Source organism: Moraxella macacae 0408225 (genome assembly GCF_000320365.1).
In the GTDB taxonomy this organism is placed as follows: domain Bacteria; phylum Pseudomonadota; class Gammaproteobacteria; order Pseudomonadales; family Moraxellaceae; genus Faucicola; species Faucicola macacae.
Genome location: NZ_ANIN01000001.1, coordinates 880,318 through 903,638, shown reverse-complemented (window position 1 = coordinate 903,638; position 23,321 = coordinate 880,318). Strand labels below are relative to the sequence as shown.

21 protein-coding genes and 1 tRNA gene are annotated in these 23,321 nt (G+C 39.0%); 16 read left to right on the top strand and 6 right to left on the bottom strand.

Features of this window, described 5'->3' with window-relative positions:
- Positions 1-4 precede the first annotated feature (4 nt).
- The 3 genes from recG (at position 5) to MOMA_RS04105 (ending at position 4,503) form a co-directional block, all read left to right on the top strand.
- Positions 5-2,164 (top strand): ATP-dependent DNA helicase RecG, encoded by a 2,160-nt coding sequence (gene recG / locus MOMA_RS04115; protein WP_009767348.1) that lies wholly within the window; start codon positions 5-7, stop codon positions 2,162-2,164.
- Between the two features lie 429 nt (positions 2,165-2,593).
- The gene (locus tag MOMA_RS04110; RefSeq protein ID WP_009767347.1) at positions 2,594-2,779 is read left to right on the top strand and encodes a hypothetical protein; all 186 of its coding nucleotides are present in this window, start codon (positions 2,594-2,596) and stop codon (positions 2,777-2,779) included.
- Between the two features lie 239 nt (positions 2,780-3,018).
- Complete coding sequence (locus MOMA_RS04105) at positions 3,019-4,503, top strand: alanine/glycine:cation symporter family protein (RefSeq protein ID WP_009767346.1); 1,485 nt, start codon at positions 3,019-3,021, stop codon at positions 4,501-4,503.
- Positions 4,504-4,627: 124 nt separating this feature from the next.
- Here the strand turns inward: MOMA_RS04105 and MOMA_RS04100 are convergent.
- Positions 4,628-4,718 (bottom strand) — tRNA-Ser (locus MOMA_RS04100).
- A gap of 156 nt (positions 4,719-4,874) precedes the next feature.
- Here MOMA_RS04100 and MOMA_RS04095 point away from each other — a divergent pair.
- The 8 genes from MOMA_RS04095 (at position 4,875) to fabF (ending at position 12,875) form a co-directional block, all read left to right on the top strand.
- Positions 4,875-5,768, top strand: coding sequence for a DNA/RNA non-specific endonuclease (locus tag MOMA_RS04095; protein ID WP_152411762.1), 894 nt, complete (start codon positions 4,875-4,877; stop codon positions 5,766-5,768).
- Positions 5,769-5,996: 228 nt separating this feature from the next.
- Entirely contained in the window at positions 5,997-6,371 is a 375-nt protein-coding gene (locus MOMA_RS04090; protein WP_009767344.1) for a DUF2147 domain-containing protein, read from the top strand.
- Positions 6,372-6,532: 161 nt separating this feature from the next.
- Complete coding sequence (locus MOMA_RS04085; protein WP_083874837.1) at positions 6,533-6,988, top strand: DUF2059 domain-containing protein; 456 nt, start codon at positions 6,533-6,535, stop codon at positions 6,986-6,988.
- Positions 6,989-7,057: 69 nt separating this feature from the next.
- The gene (locus MOMA_RS04080; RefSeq protein ID WP_009767342.1) at positions 7,058-7,897 is read left to right on the top strand and encodes an HAD hydrolase family protein; all 840 of its coding nucleotides are present in this window, start codon (positions 7,058-7,060) and stop codon (positions 7,895-7,897) included.
- 41 nt (positions 7,898-7,938) lie between these two features.
- Entirely contained in the window at positions 7,939-9,135 is a 1,197-nt protein-coding gene (locus MOMA_RS04075) for a cysteine protease StiP domain-containing protein (protein WP_009767341.1), read from the top strand.
- A 6-nt stretch (positions 9,136-9,141) separates the two neighbouring features.
- On the top strand, positions 9,142-10,110 hold the full coding sequence (locus tag MOMA_RS04070; protein WP_009767340.1) for an HpcH/HpaI aldolase/citrate lyase family protein: 969 nt from the start codon (positions 9,142-9,144) through the stop codon (positions 10,108-10,110).
- Positions 10,111-10,262: 152 nt separating this feature from the next.
- Positions 10,263-11,489, top strand: a complete 1,227-nt coding sequence (locus MOMA_RS04065) for an anhydro-N-acetylmuramic acid kinase (RefSeq protein WP_009767339.1) — start codon at positions 10,263-10,265, stop codon at positions 11,487-11,489.
- Between the two features lie 90 nt (positions 11,490-11,579).
- Complete coding sequence (gene fabF, locus MOMA_RS04060) at positions 11,580-12,875, top strand: beta-ketoacyl-ACP synthase II (protein ID WP_009767338.1); 1,296 nt, start codon at positions 11,580-11,582, stop codon at positions 12,873-12,875.
- A gap of 114 nt (positions 12,876-12,989) precedes the next feature.
- On the opposite strand, the gene MOMA_RS04055 is transcribed toward fabF, so the two are convergent.
- Complete coding sequence (locus MOMA_RS04055; RefSeq protein ID WP_009767337.1) at positions 12,990-13,988, bottom strand: lysylphosphatidylglycerol synthase domain-containing protein; 999 nt, start codon at positions 13,986-13,988, stop codon at positions 12,990-12,992.
- Positions 13,989-14,332: 344 nt separating this feature from the next.
- Between MOMA_RS04055 and recA the strand changes: the two genes are divergently transcribed.
- A complete protein-coding gene (gene recA / locus MOMA_RS04050) occupies positions 14,333-15,385 on the top strand; it encodes a recombinase RecA (protein WP_040625052.1) in 1,053 nt (350 codons plus the stop codon).
- A 152-nt stretch (positions 15,386-15,537) separates the two neighbouring features.
- Here recA and ccmE read toward each other — a convergent pair whose 3' ends face one another.
- From ccmE to MOMA_RS04035, 3 genes are all read right to left on the bottom strand, one after another.
- A complete protein-coding gene (ccmE, locus tag MOMA_RS04045; protein WP_040625050.1) occupies positions 15,538-16,023 on the bottom strand; it encodes a cytochrome c maturation protein CcmE in 486 nt (161 codons plus the stop codon).
- A gap of 190 nt (positions 16,024-16,213) precedes the next feature.
- Positions 16,214-16,408, bottom strand: a complete 195-nt coding sequence (gene ccmD, locus MOMA_RS04040) for a heme exporter protein CcmD (RefSeq protein ID WP_009767334.1) — start codon at positions 16,406-16,408, stop codon at positions 16,214-16,216.
- A 1-nt stretch (position 16,409) separates the two neighbouring features.
- Positions 16,410-17,219, bottom strand: coding sequence for a heme ABC transporter permease (locus MOMA_RS04035; RefSeq protein ID WP_009767333.1), 810 nt, complete (start codon positions 17,217-17,219; stop codon positions 16,410-16,412).
- A gap of 159 nt (positions 17,220-17,378) precedes the next feature.
- Here MOMA_RS04035 and MOMA_RS04030 point away from each other — a divergent pair, with 159 nt between their 5' ends.
- The 4 genes from MOMA_RS04030 (at position 17,379) to metX (ending at position 22,179) form a co-directional block, all read left to right on the top strand.
- Positions 17,379-19,190, top strand: a complete 1,812-nt coding sequence (locus MOMA_RS04030) for a M61 family metallopeptidase (protein WP_040625049.1) — start codon at positions 17,379-17,381, stop codon at positions 19,188-19,190.
- A gap of 131 nt (positions 19,191-19,321) precedes the next feature.
- Entirely contained in the window at positions 19,322-19,579 is a 258-nt protein-coding gene (locus tag MOMA_RS04025) for a type B 50S ribosomal protein L31 (RefSeq protein ID WP_009767331.1), read from the top strand.
- Between the two features lie 177 nt (positions 19,580-19,756).
- Positions 19,757-20,938, top strand: coding sequence for a restriction endonuclease subunit S (locus MOMA_RS04020; protein ID WP_009767330.1), 1,182 nt, complete (start codon positions 19,757-19,759; stop codon positions 20,936-20,938).
- Positions 20,939-20,976: 38 nt separating this feature from the next.
- The gene (metX, locus tag MOMA_RS04015; protein WP_009767329.1) at positions 20,977-22,179 is read left to right on the top strand and encodes a homoserine O-succinyltransferase MetX; all 1,203 of its coding nucleotides are present in this window, start codon (positions 20,977-20,979) and stop codon (positions 22,177-22,179) included.
- Positions 22,180-22,197: 18 nt separating this feature from the next.
- On the opposite strand, the gene MOMA_RS04010 is transcribed toward metX, so the two are convergent.
- Positions 22,198-23,301 carry a restriction endonuclease subunit S gene (locus tag MOMA_RS04010; protein ID WP_009767328.1) on the bottom strand — a complete coding sequence of 368 codons (1,104 nt, stop codon included), beginning with the start codon at positions 23,299-23,301 and terminating at the stop codon, positions 22,198-22,200.
- Positions 23,302-23,321 lie beyond the last annotated feature (20 nt).

The window sequence follows — 23,321 nt, the reverse complement described above, 5'->3', positions numbered from 1 at the left end:
CACAATGCAACCTACCAATGTGAATGTGGCTAATCACCCCATCACGGCTTTATCAGGCGTGGGCGTAAAAATTGCCGAGCAATTATCTGGGCTTGGTATAACGCGGATTTTTGATTTGCTGCTACACTTGCCACGTGATTATGAAGATCGCAGCCACCTTGTAAACATTGCCGACGTTGTCCACGGTAAATCCGTACTCATTCAAGGCAAAATTATCAAATCCGATAGCAAACGCACAGGCATGAGTGTGATACTTCAAGACACAACAGGCCAGCTAACATTGCGTTTTTTTCACGTGTATCGCGGTTTGGATATGGCTATGCAAGTTGGCAATGTGTTGCGCGTGTTTGGTGAGATTATTATCAATCAATATGGCACACAAATTCCCCACCCAGAATTTGAAATTATTACCAATCAAAAACCGCTTGCCAATACCAGTCTTATGCCAATTTATCCAACTGTCAAAGGCTTGCACCAAAATAAATTGCGCAGCCTTATCAAACAAGCCCTACAAACTATTAAACAACATCAACCAAACAGTTTAATCAACCTAAACAATAACGAATGGCAAAGCATTGAAAAACAATTAACCACCCAATTTCCACAACTCACTCAACTTAACAATCCGTTTGCTGCATTTGGTTGGTTAGATGCATTAAATTTTATTCATCAGCCACCAATTGACATAGATTTAGCCAAACAATATCACATGTTAGAGCAGCTTAAAAACCGCTCGCACCTTGCTTGTCAACGTTTGATTATTGAAGAAATGTTGGCAAATCAAGTAGGCCTGCTATATCGCAAGCAACAACTTTATCAACACCAAGCGGTGCGTTGCAATACTCATAGCGATCTTGCCAAAAAATTGCTGGCAAATTTACCCTTTACGCCAACTGATGCCCAAAACCGAGTGGTAAACGAAATTGTACAAGATTTAGCCAAATCCACGCCCATGCTTCGCCTTGTGCAAGGTGATGTCGGTGCAGGCAAAACCTTGGTTGCAGCGCTTGCGGCGTGTTATGCGTTAGACAGTGGCTGGCAAGTGGCTATTATGGCACCAACGGAGCTTTTGGCGGAACAACATTTTATTAATTTTACCAACTGGTTTAAGCCACTTGGTATAGGTATCGGTTGGCTTGCAGGCAAACAAACCACCAAAGAACGCACACTGGCTTTACAACAAATTGGCAATCATGAAGTACAAATCGCAGTCGGTACGCACGCTTTATTTCAAGACAATGTCCAATTTGCCAAACTGGGCCTGGTGATTATTGACGAACAGCACCGTTTTGGCGTAGAGCAACGCATGGCTTTACTTAACAAAGGCCTTACTCATACCACGCCGCATCAGTTGATTATGACTGCAACGCCCATTCCAAGGACGCTTGCTATGAGTGCGTTTGGTGATATGGATACATCAATTATTGATGAATTGCCTCCAAATCGCACACCAATTACCACAGTTACCATTAGTCGCGATCGCCGTGATGAAGTGATTGAACGCATTGCAGTGAATTGTGAACAAGGCAAACAGGCGTATTGGGTCTGTCCCTTGGTAGAAGAAAGCACAGCTTTAGATGCCCAATCTGCCGAATTGACTTATGCCGATCTGCATAACCGTTTAAATTTCAACATAGGCCTAGTACATGGCAAAATGAAATCCGCCCAAAAACAACAAGCCATGCAAGATTTTAAAGCAGGCAAAACCGCACTGCTTGTCGCTACCACCGTCATTGAAGTGGGCGTAGATGTACCAAACGCATCGCTTATGGTGATTGAAAACGCTGAACGCTTAGGCTTATCCCAACTACACCAACTGCGCGGACGCATTGGACGTGGTTCACAAAAAAGCTTTTGTGTCTTACTCTACAAAACACCGTTATCTGAATTTGGCATTGAACGCCTCAATGTACTAAGAGACAGCTCGGACGGATTTGTAATTGCCCAAAAAGACCTAGAATTACGCGGCGCAGGTGAATTACTTGGCAAACGCCAAGCAGGATTTGACAATTATTACATCAGTGATTTGGCACGCGATGAGTTTTTGTTGGTTATTGCCCAAAATTTGGCAAAACACTTACTAGCCCAACCTGATAAAAAAGCCGTTTTGCACACGCTGATTGAACAATGGACACCCGATGCCATTAAATTTATCAATGCTTAATCCCAATTCTCAAACACATTTGCCTATAAATTTATCTAAATGTAAACTTATGTAACTTATTGTAAAATGGGTTTTTAAAACACAATTTTAGCCAAAATACGCACAAATGAATTAACGAAAAATTAGGATAAAATGCAAAAGATATCTATTTTTTTGCAAAAATTTTGCACTTTTTAATAATTTTTTGCAACAAATACCCTAATTTTTGTTTTATCCTTGCTGATAAACCATTTGTCAGATTTACAAAAAATTAGCGGAAAATCTTAGCAAAATTCGTTAGAATAACTTTTATCAATGTTGATAAAGCAAGGTTTTTTCAGTTTGGCATTGTTTTAACAACATTCATTTAGCTATCATTCATTTAGCTATCATTGTTCATTCAATTGTTTGTTTATCTTATTTCTTCATTAATTAAAAAGGATATCTATTATGCCACAAGTTAAATACGAAAATGTAAAAGTTGCCGATAAAGCAGCAGCAGAAGACCTAACCAAAAAACTAGAAGGCGTTGTTGGGGTTAAATTCGCCAATGTTAACCACGAAACTGGTGTTGTTGTTGTAACTCATGGCGATGACTACGACGAAGGTGCTGCAAAATCCGCTATGGGTGTCTAATTCTACCTAAATTTTCATCACTCCTTCCAAATCTCATTAGCAAAATAGCCGATATTCTTAACGGAATATGGGCTATTTTGTTTTTACGGTTTCAAGAAATTAAATTTTTTGTTAAAAACATGGTAAAAATTGTTAATTTGTGTTAAATTTTAGCACATTTAATTACATTAATTTAATTACATTAAATAGCATTAAATCGTATTAATGAATAATATTAGGCTAAATTAAAGGGTAGCATTATGTTTGACTGGTTTAATGGGTTGGTAAACAACCTAAATGGCGTGATTTGGGGTAATGGTGATTGGCTCATTCTCAATAATCCTTGGTATGGTTTGATTGTGTTTTTATTGGTTGGTGGTGGGCTTTATTTTACAATTGCGACACGTTTTGCCCAATTTCGCCATTTTTTTCATTTGTGGAGTTTGCTTAAAGTGTCAGGGCAAGGTGGCAGGGCAGGTGGTATCAGCTCATACGAAGCCTTGATGACATCACTGGCCGCTCGAGTTGGAACGGGTAATTTGGCAGGGGTGGCAATTGCAATTTACTTAGGTGGGCCTGGTGCGGTGTTTTGGATGTGGATGACTGCAGTGGTAGGTATGGCAACCAGCTTTGTTGAATCTACCCTAGCTCAAGCCTATAAAGTGCCACATACCGATAATGTATTTCGTGGTGGGCCTGCGTATTATATTTGGGCGGGTTTAAAACAAAAATGGTTGGCAGTTGCGTTTTCGTTGTGTTTGTTGGTGGCGTTTGGATTGGCATTTAACGGCGTTCAAGCCAATACCATTGCTGCAGCAAATGAAGAAGCGTTTGGCATTCCAACATGGGTATCTGGCATAGGACTTGTGATAATTACCGCTCCAATTGTATTTGGTGGTATGAAATCGGTTGCCAAGGTTGCAGGTAAAGTCGTGCCAGTTATGGCAATTATGTATATCTTATTGGCCTTGTTTATCATTTTGACCAATTTATCCGCCTTTCCACATGCTATTGCAACCATTTTTAAATCCGCATTTGGACTTGAACAAATGGGTGGCGGCGTACTTGGTTATACCATTGCTCAAGCAATGATTAACGGTATTAAACGCGGTTTATTCTCCAACGAAGCGGGCATGGGTTCTGCACCAAATGCTGCTGCAACCGCCCAATCGCATCCAAATCACCCTGCAGTGCAAGGTTTTATGCAAATGCTCGGTGTGTTTATTGACACTTTGGTGATTTGTACCGCAACGGCGTGTATTGTGATTTTGTCAGGCGTGGTTGATCCAAATACCGAACAACAAGGCATTCAACTTACCCAATTGGCTTTGTCAAAATTTGTTGGTGATTTTGGAGTGTATTTTGTGGCAATTGCAATTTTCTTTTTCTCATTTACATCTATCATTGCCAATTATAGTTACGGTGAAAGCAACATTGAATTTTTGTCAGGTGAGCGTAATGCCAAAATGGCAATGCTCGGTTTACGCATTGCGTTATTGGCTATGGTGTTTATCGGATCGGTAGCGAATTTGACTTCGGTTTGGAATTTTGCCGACTTATCCATGGGAATTATGGCAATTATCAACTTGATTGCAATTGTGTGGCTATCGCCTGTGGCATTGCGTGTGTTAAAAGACTACGAACGCCAATTAAAATCAGGCATACCGCTTGAACAGATCAGCTTTGATCCAGATAATTTTCCAAAACTCAAAACCGAAGCAGACAGAACCGCTTGGAAGGACTAAACAAAATTTTGTAAATAAAAAAAGAACGTTTCATACAAGCGTTCTTTTTTTATTCTTTGTTTGTTTTTACGATGTTTGTTTTTACGATGTTGTCAAACGATTTAAGTTGTTAAACGGTTTAATTTGGCGGTGAAGGAGGGATTCGAACCCTCGATACGCTATAAACGTATACACACTTTCCAGGCGTGCGCTTTCGACCACTCAGCCACTTCACCAAAAAATTTTAAAAGCGTGCATATTTTACCTAAAAAAAAGCCAATTGTCATGTATAATTAGCAATTATTTTTTATTTTTATTTTTGGTTTATTATGATTTCTCGGATTTTTTCAGTCGGATTTTTGTTTGTTACAACATTTTTGCTTGTGATAACAATGGTTTTTATCAATGTATCAGCCGCTGCTACAGCCGACACCACACAACAAGACAATCATTATTACCAACAAAAACACCTAAATGAATGCCCTGCACACTATTATCAAAATCAAAACCCACAAATCATCAACAACAAACCTTTAGAAATTTATTATTTGTGTTTTAGCGGTTTTGCAATAGGCTATTCAGCAGATGCCAAAATTGCCTTATGGTCAGCTGAACATTTGACTGCCGATAGAATTGAACAAGCTGGCTTACTAGAGCGTAAAGATAACTTTCATGCCGAGCAACGCCTACCAATTCATATACAAGCCACGTTACATGACTACAAAAAACAGCCTTATGACCGTGGCCATCTTTCCCCAAATGGTGATATGGCAACCACCGAACAACAATACGACAGCTTTAGCCTTGCCAATATCGTACCACAAAATCCTGACAACAATCGCAAAACTTGGCGAAGTATCGAATCACGCACACGTTATTTAACCTTAAAATACAATGAAGCCTATGTGGTAACTGGGCCGGCTTTTATTGGTAAAAATGTCAAAAAAATCAATCAAAAAATCCTTGTGCCAACCCATTTATACAAAGCAATTTATATCCCAAGCCTTAACCAAGCAGGCGTATATTTTGCTCCCAATGATGACAGCCAATATCTGGAGGTGATTAGCCTAGAAGAGCTTGCCTTGCGCACAGGAATTCATGCAATGCCAAGCGTGCCTATCAATGTGCAACAAATTGCTATGCCGTTACCAACTGACGGTCTTGATGCAAATCTTAACAACCCAGCAAAAAACCAAACAAACGTCGAAGATTATGAAATTTTTGGATTTTTTATCAATTTATTATTAGAAGCATTCAAATGGTTAATTAGTTTACCAAAAAGTTAATAAAATTAAACAGTTAAACCAAACAAAAGTCGATTGGCAAATTCAGAGCAACATGATTTAACAAAATTAAAGAAAAATATTGTTAAAAAATGTTTTACCTTGTCCAAAAATTGGCTATAATGCTATAACAAAATCCAAATTTTTAAACCATTGTTTTAAACCATTATTTTTTTAGGTCATTGATTTTTAAAATCATTTCGCTAAAATCATTCGCACAAGGAAGCTGTTATGAAACTATCTACCAAATCCATACTTTTCACAGGTTTAGTTGCCTTAAGCGTTTCAGCATTAGCCGATGATCCAATTGTTGGCGTATGGCAAACTTACGAAGATGGCCAGGCCAAAGCCCAAGTTCAAATCAGCCAATCGGAATCAGACAACACTTTCACAGGCAAAATCATCGAAGGCAACACTGAAAAAGCCAAAAAATATGAAGGTGAAATTGTCCTAAAAAACTTAACCGCCCAAGGCGATGGTAAATATAAAGGCAAAGCCAAAGATCCGCGTTGGCCTTTTTCAGTATCCGCCAAAATCAAAGTTAACGGTAAGGATTTAACCATTTCTACCCTAAAAGGCGATCAAAATTGGAAAAAAATCAAATAATTTTACCAATTTTAGTGTCAATTTTTTAGTGTCAATTTTGCTAAATTTATTTACCAAAAACCTTAAGATTTAAACCCTAAAATTTTTACATTTTAGGGCTATAAAATCGATATTGCACGATAAAAAATTAAGCAATAACATTATCATTAAGGCAGTCTCGTATGAAAACTTATAGCATTATGCCAACATTCTTAGTACCAGTATTCCTAGGCTTAATGGTATCTATAAATAGCCATGCCATCACCACCAATATCTCACAAGAAAAATTAAACGCAGCAAAACAATTGATTGCTATCGATGGCTCCACCCAATCAATACAAGAAGCAAACAAGGTTGTCATTCAACAAATGAAGCAAAGCCTGCCTTATGCCCCAAAAGAGTTTTTTAATAAACTACAACAGCGTCTTAATCAGGTCGACTACACCTCACAACTTGCCAATATTTACGCCGAAACCTTAACCACAGAAGAGCTTCAAAAATTAACCGAATTGTACAGTTCGCCAGTGGGCAAATCCATCGCTGGCAAAACAAGCGACTTGACCAAAAAATTGGCACAGCAACAAGTCAAAATTACAGAAGACATCATTCAAAAAACCGCTCAAGAATTTGGACAATAAACCAATTTAAACAGTAAACAGCAAACCTTAAACAGTAAACTTGCACATCTAATGCACAATGCCTAGCCAATGCACAACATCACCATTTACGATACATTTACCCCCTATGCCTTAAGCCCACAAAATCGTCCATACGCTTTAATGGATTTGGACGATACTTTGTTTCAAACTTTACGCAAAATCCAACCGCAACCACTTAGCGACAATTTGACCGTTGCAAGTGTGAACAAACAAGGCAAAGCATTAAGTTTTTTTAGCAAAAAACAACACCACTTTTTTAACTGGCTAAGTCAGACAACCGAGCTAATTCCAGTTACCGCAAGAGACAGCAATGAAATTTTGCGTGTAAAACTTCCCTTTCACAGTTGGCAAGTGTTAACCCACGGAGCGGTGATTGTCTCACCCAAGCAACAAATTGACAGCGTTTGGCAACAGCAGATTTATACCCAATTAAATGACTTTCAAGACAACATTTTAACCATAAACCAATTCATCACACAAATCAACCAACAACAAGCACTGGAATTACAATTAACCCTGCACGATGATAAATTTAATCACAACGATCGCACACTGATTTATCTGGCAATCAAACACAAGCAACGCAACGAAACCAAATTAGCCAACTTTTGTCAGCAATTACCCACAATTTTAAGCACGGTTTTACCAAATTTTACCGATGATTTTTACATTCACCTAAATACCAATAACCTTGCAATTTTACCGAAATTTATTCATAAAAAACACGCGGTCAATTACCTATTGCACCAACATTTGGATAAAAACCGCCCTTGTTTTGGTTTTGGTGATAGTGTAGCAGATCTGCCTTTTTTGCAAATATTGGATTGGTATGGCACGCCCAATCGTGGGCAACTGCACACACAATTTGCCAAAATTGACAACCGTTAAAACCATCAAACTATCAAAACCATCAAACTAAGAGCCATAAAGTGAAAATTCAGCCTGTATTTTTTGGCAGTTATTTGCCAACAGATGTTAATTTTTTATTAAAAAAATTGTCAAAACAACAAGTTCATAGCACAGATGTGATCAAAAAAGAACAGCTTATTCAGTCAGGCAAGCGGCATTATTCCCAAATGTTAACATTGGAAGAGCCACCAACCGATACGCATCAGCAGTTATTTTTGCAGGCGTTAGCAATGGGAAAATCACGCATGGCAACCGAGATTTATCAACTTGCCAAAACCTTGCACAAACAATTTGCCAACCATCAATTTAACAAAAAACCGCTGGTGTTGATAAGTCTTGTGCGAGCAGGAATACCAATTGGTGTATTGCTACAGAGAATTTTTGCTGACAAATCCATGGGTTGTAATTTAACCTCTGTGCATTTTGGAATAAGCATTATCCGCGATCGTGGTTTGGACAAACAGGCATTGCATACAATTTTACAAGCGTATCCTGACAGTCCATTGTTATTTGTGGACGGCTGGACGGGCAAAGGGGCAATTTATGGTGAATTACAACAAAGTTTGGCAGAATTTAATCACAACCATCACCCATTTTTTGCCAATATTTTTCATCAAAACCTTAAACCTAGCCCACAAACAACCAAACACAATCCAACCATACCCTTGGTTACATTAGCCGATCCTGCAAATGTGGCGTGGTTATCAGCCAGTCATGATGATTGGCTTATGCCAGCTGGCTTATTAAACAGCACGGTATCTGGGTTAATCTCACGCACCTTACTCAATGAAAACCCAAACGATTTTCACGGTTGTCTGTATTATGATAATTTAGAAAAATTTGATAATAGCTTGTTTTTTATCAATGAAATTTTACAAACAATTCAACAAAATTTGGCAAATTTACAAAAATTGCCCTTATTAATCCCAAAACCACAGCCAAGTTTTGCTACGCAAGGCTTGATTTTACAGTTGGCAAAACAGTTTGGCATTGACAATCTGAATCGGATAAAACCAACGCTTGCTGAAGCAACCCGAGCGGTATTAAGGCGAAACCCCGATCGAGTATTGGTGCAATGCTACAACCAAGATACCATGCTGCTTAGATATTTGTGTGAGCAAAAAGCAGTTGCAATTGATGTGGTTGGTGATAAAATCGCACCGTATCAAGCAATTACGCTGATTAAAAATACCAATAACACCGCCAACATTTCGTGAGCCCTTATGACGATTTTAAATTTACCCAATCATACGATTTTGCCAATTGCACCGCCACGTTTACACCCCTATCATTTAGGGGCAAGCCTGTATATGCCTGCAACCCGCTTGGATATTTTGGCAGTTATCAAACGCGAAAAATTAGAAAATATTAATAGTATTATTATCTGTCTTGAAGATTCTATACATGACAATGATGTCGCAAGGGCATTGACAAATTTACAAAACCTGTTAAAAAACTGGCAACAGCAACAAACTGACAACCCTAAGTTGTTTTTACCGCGCCCACTGGTTTTTATTCGTCCACGACATGCCAAAATGTTGCGTGAATTGGTGGAGGTGGCTAAGATTGAGATGGTAGATGGTTTTGTGTTGCCAAAAGTAGATATGGCAAGCCTTGCAAATTGGCGGTTAGCAACCCAACATTTGGATAAGGCAAAATTTTTGATGCCAACTTTAGAAACCGCCTCGATATTTCATGCAACACACAACGATGAATTGGCAATTGCACTAACCGAAAGTTTTACCCAACAAATTTTGGCATTGCGCATCGGGGGCAATGATTTGTTGTCCTGTTTGCGCCTGCGTCGACCACAAGATATCACCTTGTATCAATCGCCAATTGGAGCATTGATTTATCGCTTATTAGGCTGTTTTGTGCCCTATGGTTTTTATTTGACCGCTCCGGTGTGTGAATTTTTAGACAAGCCTGAATTATTAAATAGCGAAGTGCAACAAGATGTGGCGTTAGGCTTGGTGGGAAAAACCGTCATTCACCCCAGCCAAATTGCAATTGTCCAAAACGCCTTTCAGGTATCAGCCGATGAATTAACCCAAGCTGGGGCAATTTTACATGCCGATGCCAAAGCCGTATTCAAACAGGATAACACCATGCTAGAACCCGCCACTCACAAAAACTGGGCGATGGAAGTTTTGACAAGACATGATGTGTTTGGCTTAAAGCAACAGCAATAAAACAACAATAAGAAAACAACAGCAATGGGTTTAACATTTTCAATAAAAATTTTAAACCTTATGTAAAACATATTTTAAATATTATTTAAAATAGGGTTTAAAATAGGGTTTAAAACATATTCAATATAACCTCAACAAAAATCAGGCAAACAATGAACAATATTAATTTTGATGATGACAACTTTTTTAGTCATTTTGGTGAAATTATGGGCGAGGCTATGGAGCAACGCCTTGAAAATTCACCATATTTCATCGGTATGATGAGTGGCACAAGCCTTGATGGGTTAGATGCGGTGCTTTGTCAATTTTATGACACAGGCGAAATTGAAATATTAGACAGTATCAGCACACCCTTTCCTGATGATTTACGCGATGCATTGCTCGCTTTAAGCACACCAAATGGCGTAGATGAATTTATCCATGCCAACCAATTGGCTTTTGTCAGTGAACTTGATGTATTTGGGTGGGCAAGTGTGTTTTATGCCGAATTTGCCAGTGGCGTGATTCATGCCCTGCTCAATCAAGCTCTGCTTACGCCAAGCGATATCAACGCAATTGGTTGTCATGGACAAACCGTACGTCATCGCCCCCATTGGCATTTTAGCTTACAATTACTTGATCCAAATGTGCTTGCTGAACGCACAGGCATTAGCGTGGTTTCGGATTTTCGTCGCCGTGATATGGCTGTTGGCGGTCAAGGTGCGCCACTTGTCCCTGCATTTCATGAGGCAATTTTTGGCAAACAGTCAATTGGAGCGGTGTTAAATTTGGGAGGCATTGCCAATTTAACCATTTTGGGCGAAACGGTATTGGGTTTTGATACCGGCTCTGCAAACTTACTGATGGACGCATGGTGCGAACGACACACAGGTGCACGTTTTGACAAAAACGGTGCGTGGGCAAGATCAGGCAGTGTCATTGCACCTTTATTAAATCAGCTGTTAACCCATTCATTTTTTGCCAAGGATTTGCCAAAATCTACAGGGCGCGAAGAATTTAATCTGGCGTGGCTTGATGCCCAGTTAGAAATTTTTAACCGTCAATTTAATCAAACTGTCCAAGCAGCGGATATACAAGCAACCTTAGCTGAACTTGTGGCGGTGAGTGTTGCCAAACATTTGCACCCATTTGCCGTTAAAAAAACCTTAGTGGTGTGTGGCGGTGGGGCTTTAAATGACTATTTGATGGCACGATTACAAGCAAATTTAACCGATTGGCAAATAAACAGCAGCCAAGCATTTGGCATATTGCCAACACTGGTAGAAAGCATGGCGTTTGCGTGGCTTGCTCGTCAAACAATTATCGGTGAAACAGGCAATTTACCCGCCGTTACAGGAGCAAATAAAAAAGTGGTGCTTGGCACTGTGTGTTTTGCTTAAATTTTTGCCTAAATTGTAACAAAATTTTACTAAGTAACAGACAAAAATCTGTTTTAATATGGTTTTTTCTTGACAATAAAAGGAAGCACTATGACAAGTCGTCAAAAAACACCCCATTTTTCACGCAGCGATGATGAGCGCGTGGTCATTACAGGCATGGGAGCAATTACACCACTGGGATTGGACGTGGATAGCAGTTGGCAAGCCATTGTCGCAGGCAAAAGCGGTATCCGCGCAATTGATGCATTTGACACGCAAGATTTACGATCCAAAATTGCAGGACTTGTGAACGATTTTGACGTAAACCAATATATGTCAGCAAAAGACGCTCGCCGTTATGATATGTTTGTGCAATACGGCGTAGCGGCCGCCGCCCAAGCCTTGCAAAATGCAGGCCTTATCGACGGATTGCAAGCTGAAACAGTCAAAAATGTTGATCCGACACGGATCGGTGTTGTGATTGGATCGGGCATTGGAGGCATTAGCAACATCGAGGACAATGCCAACAAACTCATTCATGACGGCGTTCGCAAAATTTCACCGTTTTTTATTCCATCAGCAATTGTTAACATGACTGCAGGGCAAGTTGCAATTCGACATGGCATTCAAGGGCCAAACTTAGCAGTAGCAACCGCTTGCACCACATCAACACACGCGATTGGATTGGCATGTCGCTTGATTGCGTATGGTGATGCCGATGTAATGGTTGCAGGGGGCAGCGAAAAAGCTTCCAATCAGCTTGGTATGGGTGGTTTTGCTGCTATGCAAGCTCTGTCAACTCGCAATGATGAGCCCACAAAAGCCAGTCGCCCATTTGACAAAGATCGCGATGGTTTTGTACTTGGTGATGGTGCAGGCGTTGTTGTACTTGAACGCTTAAGTCATGCCAAAGCTCGCGGTGCAACAATTTTGGCAGAAATAGCAGGTTTTGGAATGAGCGATGATGCCACACACATCACCGCACCACCTGAAGATGGCGCTGGAGCAAAACGCGCCATGCAATTGGCATTGGCCGATGCAGGCATTGAGGCGGATAAAATTGGCTATGTCAATGCACATGGAACAAGCACCCCACTGGGTGATGTGGCAGAAAGTCGCGCAATTGCCAGCTTATTTGGCAATAATCCAAATTTTGCCGTAAGCTCCACCAAATCTATGACGGGACATTTGCTCGGTTCGGCGGGCAGTGTCGAGGTGATTTTTAGTATCAAAACCTTGCAACAACAAGTTTTGCCACCAACGATTAATTTAGACAATCCAGATCCCAACTGTACATTGGATTATGTACCAAATACCGCTCGACAAGTCAGTGGTTTAAACTATGTCATTTCCAATAGTTTTGGCTTTGGAGGCACAAACGGATCGATTTTATTGGCAAAATGGTAAGATTATTCATTATCATAACATTATTCATTATCATAACGCCGTTGAACCATAAAACCACTTACCTTTTAGGGAGTGGTTTTTGCAAAAGTAGTTGTTAGCAAAATTAGATAAAAATCAAAAACGACTGCCATCATTTGCCCCAGCGTTTGGTTTGGCGTACAAATACACCTCATAACCAATTAACAAAAACAAAGCCACCAAAAACGGTAAAATATAATATATCAAGCGAAACACAAGCAAAACTGCCAACATTTGGGCTTTATCAACATTTGGTAAGGCAGCGATCATCGTTACCTCAAACACCCCTAAACCACCTGGAACATGACTTAAAATTCCAACCGCCATAGACTGAATAAACGCCGAAAAAGTCGCCAAATAACTGATGTGATCAGATGGTGGCAACAACAAATACAGCACCAATGCCACAGTACTTAAATCCAAAATAGAAATAATTATCTGTTGAATCAACACCTTCGCAGGAGGCAGATCAAAACGCCAACCTTTTAGCACCATATGACGGCCATTTTTGCCTGCAAAAATAATACTACCAGCAATCAACGCCAACATCACCAAACCCAAACCGCGAATATACACCACATTGTCAAAAAAACCCAAGGATTTGTCCAATTCACCCAACAATTGTAGCGTAATTTCAGGGTGAAGGCTTAGCGACAAACCAATCAAAGTAGAAATGCCAAAGGTAAACGCCATAGAAACGAGCCAAACAATGTTGGCAATTTCGCTATGATCCAGCCCCGATTTGCGATAATGACGATAGCGAATGCCCGTTGCAGTTACCAAATTTGCTCCAACGGTATGACTGATTGCATAAGCGGTAAATGACGTTAATGCCACACTTGGATAAGGGAATTTTTTGCCAAGTTGACGCAGGGCGATCACATCATACAAAGTTAACAGCACATAACCAAACGCCACCACGAACAAGGCAATCATAAGATGCAACATAGGAATGCCCTGCAATGCCAATAACACCTCTTGCACATCAACGGTTTTTGTCAATCGGTATAACGCACGCATGGCTAAATAAAAAATAAACACCGCCACCGCTGCAAGTATCGCTTGCCATGTGTATTTTAGCCATGTTGTTTTCATACAAATTCGCTTATTTACGATCAATAAAGGATAAAATAAAATGCTACAAATAACAAAAAGGATAGTTTACCATTTTTTATAGGTATTTTGCCAATAAATCAACCACCAATTACAAGTTAATACATATTTTTGACAAAATTTGCTAAAATGTTTGCCAATAAAAGCAGTGCTTAACAGTCAAAATAATACTTTTATTTTGGCAAAAATTTGTTATTATAAGACTTTATTTCGTTTTGAATTAATACAAGTTACATTAACATAATTTACATTAACATAAGTTATATTCACATAAGGTTAATACAGGTGATTAAATGGCTTTAAACCCAAAAAATAAAGATGACTCAATAGACGAAAACAAAGGAAAAGCTTTGGCTGCAGCCTTGGCTCAGATTGAAAAAAGCTATGGCAAAAATACCATCATGCGCCTTGGTGATGAGTCGGCTCGTCAAGTGGTTGATGTGATACCAACAGGCTCGCTTGGACTGGATATTGCCTTAGGCATTGGCGGTTTACCAAAAGGGCGTATCGTTGAGATTTACGGCCCTGAAAGTTCAGGCAAAACCACGCTAACTTTACAAGCAATTGCTCAATGCCAAAAACAAGGCGGAACCTGTGCGTTTATTGATGCCGAACACGCATTGGATCCAATTTACGCCAAAAAGCTCGGTGTGGACGTGGACAATTTGCTCGTTACGCAGCCTGACAATGGAGAACAAGCACTGGAAATTACCGATATGCTCGTGCGTTCAGGTGCAATTGATATGATTGTTGTGGACTCAGTTGCCGCCTTAACTCCAAAAGCGGAAATTGAAGGTGAAATGGGTGATAGCCACATGGGTTTACAAGCCCGTCTTATGAGCCAAGCACTGCGTAAAATTACAGGCAATGCCAAACGCTCCAATTGCATGGTGATATTTATTAACCAGTTGCGTATGAAAATCGGCGTGATGTTCGGTTCACCTGAAACCACAACAGGCGGTAACGCGTTAAAATTCTATGCATCAGTGCGCTTGGACATTCGTCGTATCGGTTCGGTCAAAGACGGCGATGCAATTATCGGTAACGAAACCAAAGTGAAAGTGATTAAAAACAAACTTGCACCGCCCTTTCGTGAAACCAAATTTGACATTTTATACGGCGAGGGCAGCAACTTTTTGGGTGAAGTGCTGGACATTGGCGTAGAGTTGGATTTGGTAAAAAAATCAGGCGCTTGGTATAGTTACAATGACAATAAAATCGGACAAGGACGCAACAAAGCCATTGTGTTTTTACAAGAAAACCCACACATTGCCCACGAAATTGAAACCAAAGTGCGTGAAATTAAATTATCAAGCCCAACTCAAGTTACTGAAAACCATCACGATACCGAAGAAATGCCAGAGGATTTTGCTGAGTAGCTTTTATAATTAAACAGTTTTTATAAACAGTTTTTATAAACAGCTTTCGCAACAATCAAAACCAGTGGCGGTATGTTAAACCTACTTTTAAAATACCGCCACACAACCGAACATTTTTGCTTATTTTTCGATAGACTTATTGTTTGGTAAGTTTATTGCTTAATCGGCTCTGCAGGCATAAACTGGTCTTGATTGGTATTAATACCGCGATCTTGGTGCTGTTGTTTTAACGATTTTGCCACTTCAGGAGGCATATAATTTTCGTCGTGCTTTGCCAAAACCTCACTTGCAACAAAAATTTTGCCTTGCATTTGTCCTGTTGCTACCACACCAGAACCTTCAGCAAACAAATCCGGTAAAATTCCTTGATAACTCACAGGCACAGTCTGTTTATAATCGGTAATTTGAAAATTTATCTTTAACGGATCGTGCGTATCACGCATGACACTACCGCGCACCACCATACCGCCTGCACGTATTCTGGTTTCCTGCGGGGCTTTTCCTGCATGGATATCGGTCGGATCAAAGTAATAATCGGTCTGCTGTCCAATGGCGTAAATCACCAATGCCACTGCAATCACCGCCCCAAGCAGCGTTGCAATCACCCACATCAATTTTTTTTGACGCACTGCATTCATTGCCATAGCGAACACCTTTGCTTATTTGTTAATTTATGTTTGTTTGTTAATTTATGTTTGTTTGTTAATTTATGTTTGTTTGTTAATTTATGTTTGTTAAGTTATATTTGTTTGTTAATTAAGTATTGTTGGCTAATCTTATTGGCTAACGTATTGGCTAAACTGTCAAACAATTTGGCAAACCTTACAATTAGTTTGTGCGTTGGCGTTGATTTTGTCGGATTTGTTGGTTATGAATCTGTTTTAACATGTTTTGGCGTTGGCTGCGACTATACACTATCACACCCAACAAACAGGCAAAGCTAATGCCATAACTTGCCCAAACATACACACCATGCCCACCCATGCTTAAAAACTCTGTAAAACTTTCAAAATAAAAACTCATCTTAATTTTCCAACTTTTTTGTTAAACGTCGCACTTCATCAATCACCCATTGCTTGTTGCTTTCACGCTGTAAAATCAGCGTATTTGTGCGATAAATTGCCAACGCCCCCACCAAAAAATAACAACCAATCATCATAATTAACAATGGAAGCCACATTTCGGCGGGCATTTTTGGACGTTCGGTTATGGTAAATGTCGCCCCTTGGTGCAATGTATTCCACCAATTCACCGAATATTTGATAATCGGCAGATTCACCGCCCCAACAATGGATAAAATCGCCGCCGCTTTGCCACGATTTGCTGTGTGTTCAAAAGCTACAAACAAGGCCATCACCCCTGCATACAAAAACGCCAAAATCAGCATAGATGTCAGCCTTGCGTCCCAAACCCAGTACGCTCCCCACGTCGGTTTCGCCCAAATCGATCCTGTTAACAAACTTAACACACACAAAATAAAGCCAATTGGTGCAATTGCTTGAGCAACAAGGCTTGCGGTTTTAATTTTCCAAACCAAATAAATCACCCCTAAAATTGCCAATGCCAAATAAATCGACATTGCAAGCGTAGCCGCCGGCACATGAATAAAAATAATCCGATAACTGTTGCCTTGCAAATAATCCGCAGGGGCAAAACCCAAACCATACACCGTACCAATCGTAATTAACAACAACGCAATTATGGATAAATACTTAACCCAAGGTGCAAAAATACGGTAAAACTCTTTTGTACCAACGGTTTTTAAAAAGCCCTGCCACAGTCGCGCAAAAAAGCCTTGATTGTCAACAGTTTGGGTGGTTTTGGTAATTGCCATAGCGTTGCCTGTGTTGGTTAAAAATTTGCTAATCGGTTATATTTTAATGGATTTTTGAAATTTTTTCACCCAAAAACTGCAATTAAAATTTTAAAAATCGGTTATAATCGTTTTATTTATCACAATTATTTTTATTTATCACAATTATTAGGAAAAAATATGCCTTTGGTTCATTATATTCTTGATTTTAAACGCTTTCATGAGCATTTGGTTGATGTAACCGTAAAATTTACCGCCCATATGGATAATCCTACCGTTTGGTTGCCAACTTGGATCGCAGGCAGTTATTTGGTGCGTGAATTTGCCAAAAACATTACCGCCTTAACGGCAAATATTAACGATAAAACTCAGCGTTGCCACAAAATCCAAAAAAATGCTTGGCAAATTTTGGCAAAACAAGGTGATTTAATTACCCTAAATTACGAAGTTTATGCCTATGATTTGTCGGTGCGCACCGCTTATATTGACCAAACACGGCTGTATGGCAATTTTACATCGCTTGCTGTGGCGGTTTTTGGACAGGAGGATTTGCCAATTTTGGCTGAACTTGTTTGTCCAAATGCCTTTTTACAAGCACCTTATCACCAAGGTTTTGAACCAACTTTAGCAACCGCTTTGCCCGAAAAAATACACGAACAACCCACTCAAACCATTTATCAACTCAATGCCAAAAACTATGAACAATTAACCGACTCACCGTTTGAAATTGCTGTGCAAGACGGTTTTGATTTTTTGGTGATTGACCAAAACCGCCAATCGATTTTGCACCGATTTATTTTATCAGGCAAACACACAGCCAATTTAGAAAGACTGCATGATGATATTAGCAAAATTTGTCAATTTTATGTCAATTGGCTAGGCACAACACCGTTTGACGATTATACGTTTATGACTTGTGCAACAGGCAATGAGTACGGTGGCCTTGAGCATTTGTCAAGTACAAGTCTTGTTACGCCACGCACTGATTTGCCCTCATTGCATGAAAAAAATGAACCCAGCGAGGCTTATCAAACTTTTTTAGGCTTATGCAGTCATGAATATTTTCACGCATGGTGGGTTAAAACCGTCCGCCCCGATGTGATGATGCACCCTGATTTAAAGCAACTGCTTAGTCATGAAGCACCATCGTCATTACTTTGGGTGTTTGAGGGTTTTACCAGTTATATTGATGATTTTGTCCTACAAGCAAGTGGCGTGATTTCACAAACCAGTTATTTGCACTTATTGGCCAAACAAATTAACCGTTATTTTCAAACTCAAGGACGTAATTTACAAACACTTGCCGAGTCCAGTTATGATGCATGGATAAAACTGTATCGACCTGATGAAAACACCGCCAACGCATCGGTTAGCTATTACAACAAAGGAGCATTGGTAGCATTATGCCTTGATTTGACCTTAAAGCGACAAGGCAAGCGTTTGTTTGAGGTTATTAGCAGCTATTATGAGCAAGCCAAGCAATCCGCCGATCAGCGTGTGGCTTTAAGCGATAACAATTTAGACGAACTAATGAGTAAGTTTCTTTCAGAAAAACAATGGCAACATTTTCGCACCAATTACATTGACGGTTTGACCGAGTTGCCCTTGTATGAATTGTTAAGCGAAAATGGCGTTACGATTAATCAACAATCCGACAATATCGGTTGGGGGCTAAAAACCATGAGTGATCCAATGGGCTTAAAAATTCAACGCGTGTTACGCAATAGCCCAGCAAGTTTTGCAGGGTTTTGTGCCAATGATGTTATCGTTGCAATTGATGGCATTAAGGCTTGTGAAAAAAATCTTCAAGCCCTAACCAAACATCCGCCCACCAAAACCGTGCTGTGTCATGTATTTCGCCGTGATGAACTGTTGTTAATCGAGGTAAAAATGTTAATCGAGGTAAAAAATCCGCCAATAGCACCAAAACAACCTGAAATTTGGCAATTAAACGCCACAAAACCACTTGATTTTTTGCTAAATTTTAGCTAGAATATTGACTTTTACCGAAACTTAAGTTCTGTGTTGGCTTTAATCAATTGGGTTTTTGGGTAATTGATGAATTTATGCCAAACAATACCAATTGCAGACCAAAAGGCAGAACCAAACCAAAAGAGATCACCATGCGTACAGACATTCACCCAGAATATAACGAAGTATTATTTCACGACACCAATGCCGATGTGTACTTTTTGACACGTTCGACCATTAAACCAAAACACACGCGTGAATACGAAGGCAAAGAATACCCATACGTTGCTCTTGATGTATCAAGTGCTTCTCACCCATTTTATACAGGTGAACAACGCAAAACACAAAACGAAGGGCGTGTTGCCAGCTTTAACAAACGTTTTGGTGCTTTTGCAAGCCGTAAAAAATAATATTTTATTAAAATTGTTAAAAAACCCTTTAAGCCATATTAAAGGGTTTTTTATTGGTTAAAATTTGTTGATTAACAATCGTCTAACAACAAGGTTGGATCCTGCTGAAATCATTGACATTGGTTAAGCATTCATTTAAGATTTAACGGTTGCGTTTGATAAAAATAAGGGCAAGGCATGATTGGGTTTGTGGAAAGATTGTTAAATGGGCGAGAAGTTGAGTGGAAAAGTTTGGGGGAGGTTTCCACAATAAAAACAGGGCAAGCAATTAGCAAAAATAAAATTGCAAATAATATAGGTATTTATCCAGTTATCAATAGCGGAAAAGAACCGCTTGGTTATTATAATAATTGGAATACTGAAAATAACCCAATTGGTATTACATCAAGGGGAGTGGGTGTTGGTTCAATTATTTGGACAGATGGCAAGTATTTTAGAGGTAATTTAAATTATTCGGTTACGGTGAATAACAATAAAATTTTAAATGTTAGATTTTTATATTTTATTTTATTGCATTTGCAATCAAGAATTCATGAGCTTTGCACTTTTACAGGAATTCCTGCACTAAATGCGAGTAATTTGAAAACTTTATTAATTCCCATTCCGCCCCCAGATGTGCAAAATGAAATTGTACGCGTTTTGGATAAATATACCGCGCTAAATGATGAATTAATAAGCGAATTAAATAAAGAGTTTGTTTTGCGGCAAAAACAGTATAATTATTATAGAGATAAATTGTTGACTTTTGGCGATGAAGTGGAATATAAAACACTCAATGAAGTTGCAATTGATTTTGGGCGTGGAAAATCAAAACACAGACCTAGAAATGACGCACGTTTATACGGCGGAGAAATACCATTTGTGCAAACTGGTGATATTAGAAACGCAGGGCATGTTATTGAAAAATTTACTCAAACTTATTCTGATTTTGGTTTAAAACAAAGTAAATTGTGGAAAAAAGGCACATTATGCATCACCATTGCAGCCAATATAGCCGAAACGTCAATATTAGGTTTTGATGCATGTTTTCCTGATAGCGTTATTGGATTTGTTGCAGACCCAAATAAAACCAGTGAAAAATATGTTGAATATCTTTTATCATCTTTAAAATCAACATTGCAAGAAAAAAGCACAAGCGGTGCGCAAGAAAATTTAAATTTAGCGGCTTTTGCTGATTTGCGTTTGCCTTTTCCATCATTACAAGAACAACAAAAAATCGTTTCAATATTAGACAAATTTGAAACCCTAACCAATTCTATTTCTCACGGTTTACCAAAAGAAATAAAACTTAGAACCAAGCAATATGAATATTACCGCGAACAACTGCTTGGTTTTAATCATTCATTTTATAACCATTAGCTTTTAAAAACTGCCAACAAAACGCCTTGGATAAAATTATGACACACAATTTACAACAAAAATACGAAGATGGTTTTGATATAACCACGCAGCAGCACCCAGATCCCACATCAGTCGGTATCGTTACACCCAAAAAAGTGCATTTTGGACAGGTTTTGACCCTAGAAAGCGGGCAAACTTTAGATGGTTTTGATTTGATGGTAGAAACTTACGGTGAATTAAACGCTGATAAATCCAATGCAATTTTAATTTGTCATGCTCTGTCAGGCTCGCACCATGCAGCAGGCTATCACAATCTTGATGATAAAAAAGCAGGTTGGTGGGATAATTTTATTGGCAAAGGGCGTGCCATTGATACCTCGCGGTTTTTTGTGGTATCTCTCAACAACATCGGATCGTGCTATGGTTCGACAGGGCCTACCAGTATTAATCCTGATACCAATGAAGCATTTGGAGCGGATTTTCCTGTGGTTACGGTAAAAGATTGGGTAACCACTCAAGCGATGTTGGCGGATTATTTTGGCATTACAATGTGGCATGCTGTGGTGGGCGGTTCTATGGGCGGTATGCAAGCATTGCGATGGGCAATTGATTTTCCAAAACGCCTGAAAAAATGCGTCATAATTGCCAGTACGCCAAAACTATCCGCCCAAAACATTGCCTTTAATGAAGTGGCACGCCAGTCGATTTTATCCGATCCTGATTTTGCCGATGGTTTTTATTTAAAACAAGCCAAAACTCCAAAACGCGGCCTAATATTGGCACGCATGGTTGGACATATCACTTATTTAACCGATGAAGCAATGAAAGTAAAATTTGGCCGGGATTTAAAAACAGGCAAATTAAAGTTTAATTACGATGTGGATTTTGAGGTAGAAAGCTATCTGCGTTATCAAGGCGAACAGTTTAGCACGCGCTTTGATGCCAATTCATACCTGCTGATGACAAAAGCACTGGATTATTTTGATCCTGCACGAGGCGTGGTAGCCAATTATGAAAACCTCTCCGATCATGATGCTTTAACACAAGCATTAGCTCACACCAGTTGCCAGTTTTTGGTGGTATCGTTTACAACCGATTGGCGTTTTCCGCCAGAGCGTTCACAAGAAATTGTCAATGCTCTCATCAGTAATGCCAAACCTGTCAGCTACATCAATATTGACGCACCCTATGGGCATGACTCTTTTTTGTTTGACATTCCTTTGTATCGCCAAGCGGTGTTTAATTTTTTGTATAATTAAATATTGTCAATAAAATTTTTAACCAAAAGTTAACAGTTGTTCGCGGTAATATTCGTATTGCTTTGCTCTTAGCTCTATTTCTTTTGGCAAACCGTCTGTTATGGAATTGGTTAACGTTTCAAATTTGTCCAAAATATCGGCAATACGTTGTTGTTCTGATATTGATGGAAGTGGAAACTTTAAATCTTTAATCATCGGTTTGGTTAATTGCGGAATGCCAGATTTAGGAATTTTGTAATCATTTTCAATTAATTTCATAAAATGATAAGCAAACTTTATATTTAGTTCAATTTTAGGCGTTAAAACCAATAAACGCACAATTGGGAAAAATGGTTTTTCTTGATAACTTGTCCAGCCAATCGTGCCTCTAGCGGAAATAGTTAAACTTGGTTGATTTATTTTTGCTTCATTTGTCCAGCCATAAAGTGATTTTTCATTAATGCCATTTGATAAAATCGGAATATTAAATTCTTTTGTTTGTATTTTACTAAATGCATTTTTAGGCACATCACCGCCTGCAAAAATAGTAAAAATTTCATCTAATGTTTTCCACTCCACTTTATCACCAAAAGTCAACAATTTATCTCTATAATATTCATATTGCTTTTTACGCAAATCAAGTTCTTTTATTAATTCACTATTTAACGCAGTGAATTTGTCTAATACACGCACAATTTCATTTTGCACATCTAGGGGAGGAATGGGGATTTTAAAGTTTTCAAGCATTGGTTTTCTGATTGATGTTACTGTTGCATTAACAGAGCGATTTAAAATATAGTTTTTAAAATCATTAAGCATAATATAATAAACAAATTTCGGTTCTAAATTTTTTGTAATAATATGAATGCGATATGCACGCTGGTGTAATGCATATTTGCCATCAATAAAATGAAATATTTCTCCAACGCCACCTTCTCCGGGGATAATAATTGCAGCTTCGTCAAATTTATAAGTATTGGATTTTAAAACAGTTTTTGAACGCACAAAAAATGGATATTCTCCATTTTCGTTTTCATCTTGTCTATTAGAATTACCTGTTCCAATTTCGGCAATTTCGCCCAAACTTTTCCACGCAACTTCTCGTCCTTTTAATAACTTTTCTAAAAATCCAATCACGCCCACCCCTGCTTCATTTTAACATT

What these genes read in the sequence shown, in the direction of transcription:
- recG (WP_009767348.1), top strand. Translation starts at nt 5, where the DNA reads ATGCAACCTACCAATGTGAATGTGGCTAATCACCCCATCACGGCTTTA.
- MOMA_RS04110 (WP_009767347.1), top strand. Translation starts at nt 2,594, where the DNA reads ATGCCACAAGTTAAATACGAAAATGTAAAAGTTGCCGATAAAGCAGCA.
- MOMA_RS04105 (WP_009767346.1), top strand. Translation starts at nt 3,019, where the DNA reads ATGTTTGACTGGTTTAATGGGTTGGTAAACAACCTAAATGGCGTGATT.
- MOMA_RS04095 (WP_152411762.1), top strand. Translation starts at nt 4,875, where the DNA reads ATGGTTTTTATCAATGTATCAGCCGCTGCTACAGCCGACACCACACAA.
- MOMA_RS04090 (WP_009767344.1), top strand. Translation starts at nt 5,997, where the DNA reads ATGAAACTATCTACCAAATCCATACTTTTCACAGGTTTAGTTGCCTTA.
- MOMA_RS04085 (WP_083874837.1), top strand. Translation starts at nt 6,533, where the DNA reads ATGAAAACTTATAGCATTATGCCAACATTCTTAGTACCAGTATTCCTA.
- MOMA_RS04080 (WP_009767342.1), top strand. Translation starts at nt 7,058, where the DNA reads ATGCACAACATCACCATTTACGATACATTTACCCCCTATGCCTTAAGC.
- MOMA_RS04070 (WP_009767340.1), top strand. Translation starts at nt 9,142, where the DNA reads ATGACGATTTTAAATTTACCCAATCATACGATTTTGCCAATTGCACCG.
- MOMA_RS04065 (WP_009767339.1), top strand. Translation starts at nt 10,263, where the DNA reads ATGAACAATATTAATTTTGATGATGACAACTTTTTTAGTCATTTTGGT.
- fabF (WP_009767338.1), top strand. Translation starts at nt 11,580, where the DNA reads ATGACAAGTCGTCAAAAAACACCCCATTTTTCACGCAGCGATGATGAG.
- MOMA_RS04055 (WP_009767337.1), bottom strand. Translation starts at nt 13,988, where the DNA reads ATGAAAACAACATGGCTAAAATACACATGGCAAGCGATACTTGCAGCG.
- ccmE (WP_040625050.1), bottom strand. Translation starts at nt 16,023, where the DNA reads ATGAATGCAGTGCGTCAAAAAAAATTGATGTGGGTGATTGCAACGCTG.
- ccmD (WP_009767334.1), bottom strand. Translation starts at nt 16,408, where the DNA reads ATGAGTTTTTATTTTGAAAGTTTTACAGAGTTTTTAAGCATGGGTGGG.
- MOMA_RS04035 (WP_009767333.1), bottom strand. Translation starts at nt 17,219, where the DNA reads ATGGCAATTACCAAAACCACCCAAACTGTTGACAATCAAGGCTTTTTT.
- MOMA_RS04030 (WP_040625049.1), top strand. Translation starts at nt 17,379, where the DNA reads ATGCCTTTGGTTCATTATATTCTTGATTTTAAACGCTTTCATGAGCAT.
- MOMA_RS04025 (WP_009767331.1), top strand. Translation starts at nt 19,322, where the DNA reads ATGCGTACAGACATTCACCCAGAATATAACGAAGTATTATTTCACGAC.
- MOMA_RS04020 (WP_009767330.1), top strand. Translation starts at nt 19,757, where the DNA reads ATGATTGGGTTTGTGGAAAGATTGTTAAATGGGCGAGAAGTTGAGTGG.
- metX (WP_009767329.1), top strand. Translation starts at nt 20,977, where the DNA reads ATGACACACAATTTACAACAAAAATACGAAGATGGTTTTGATATAACC.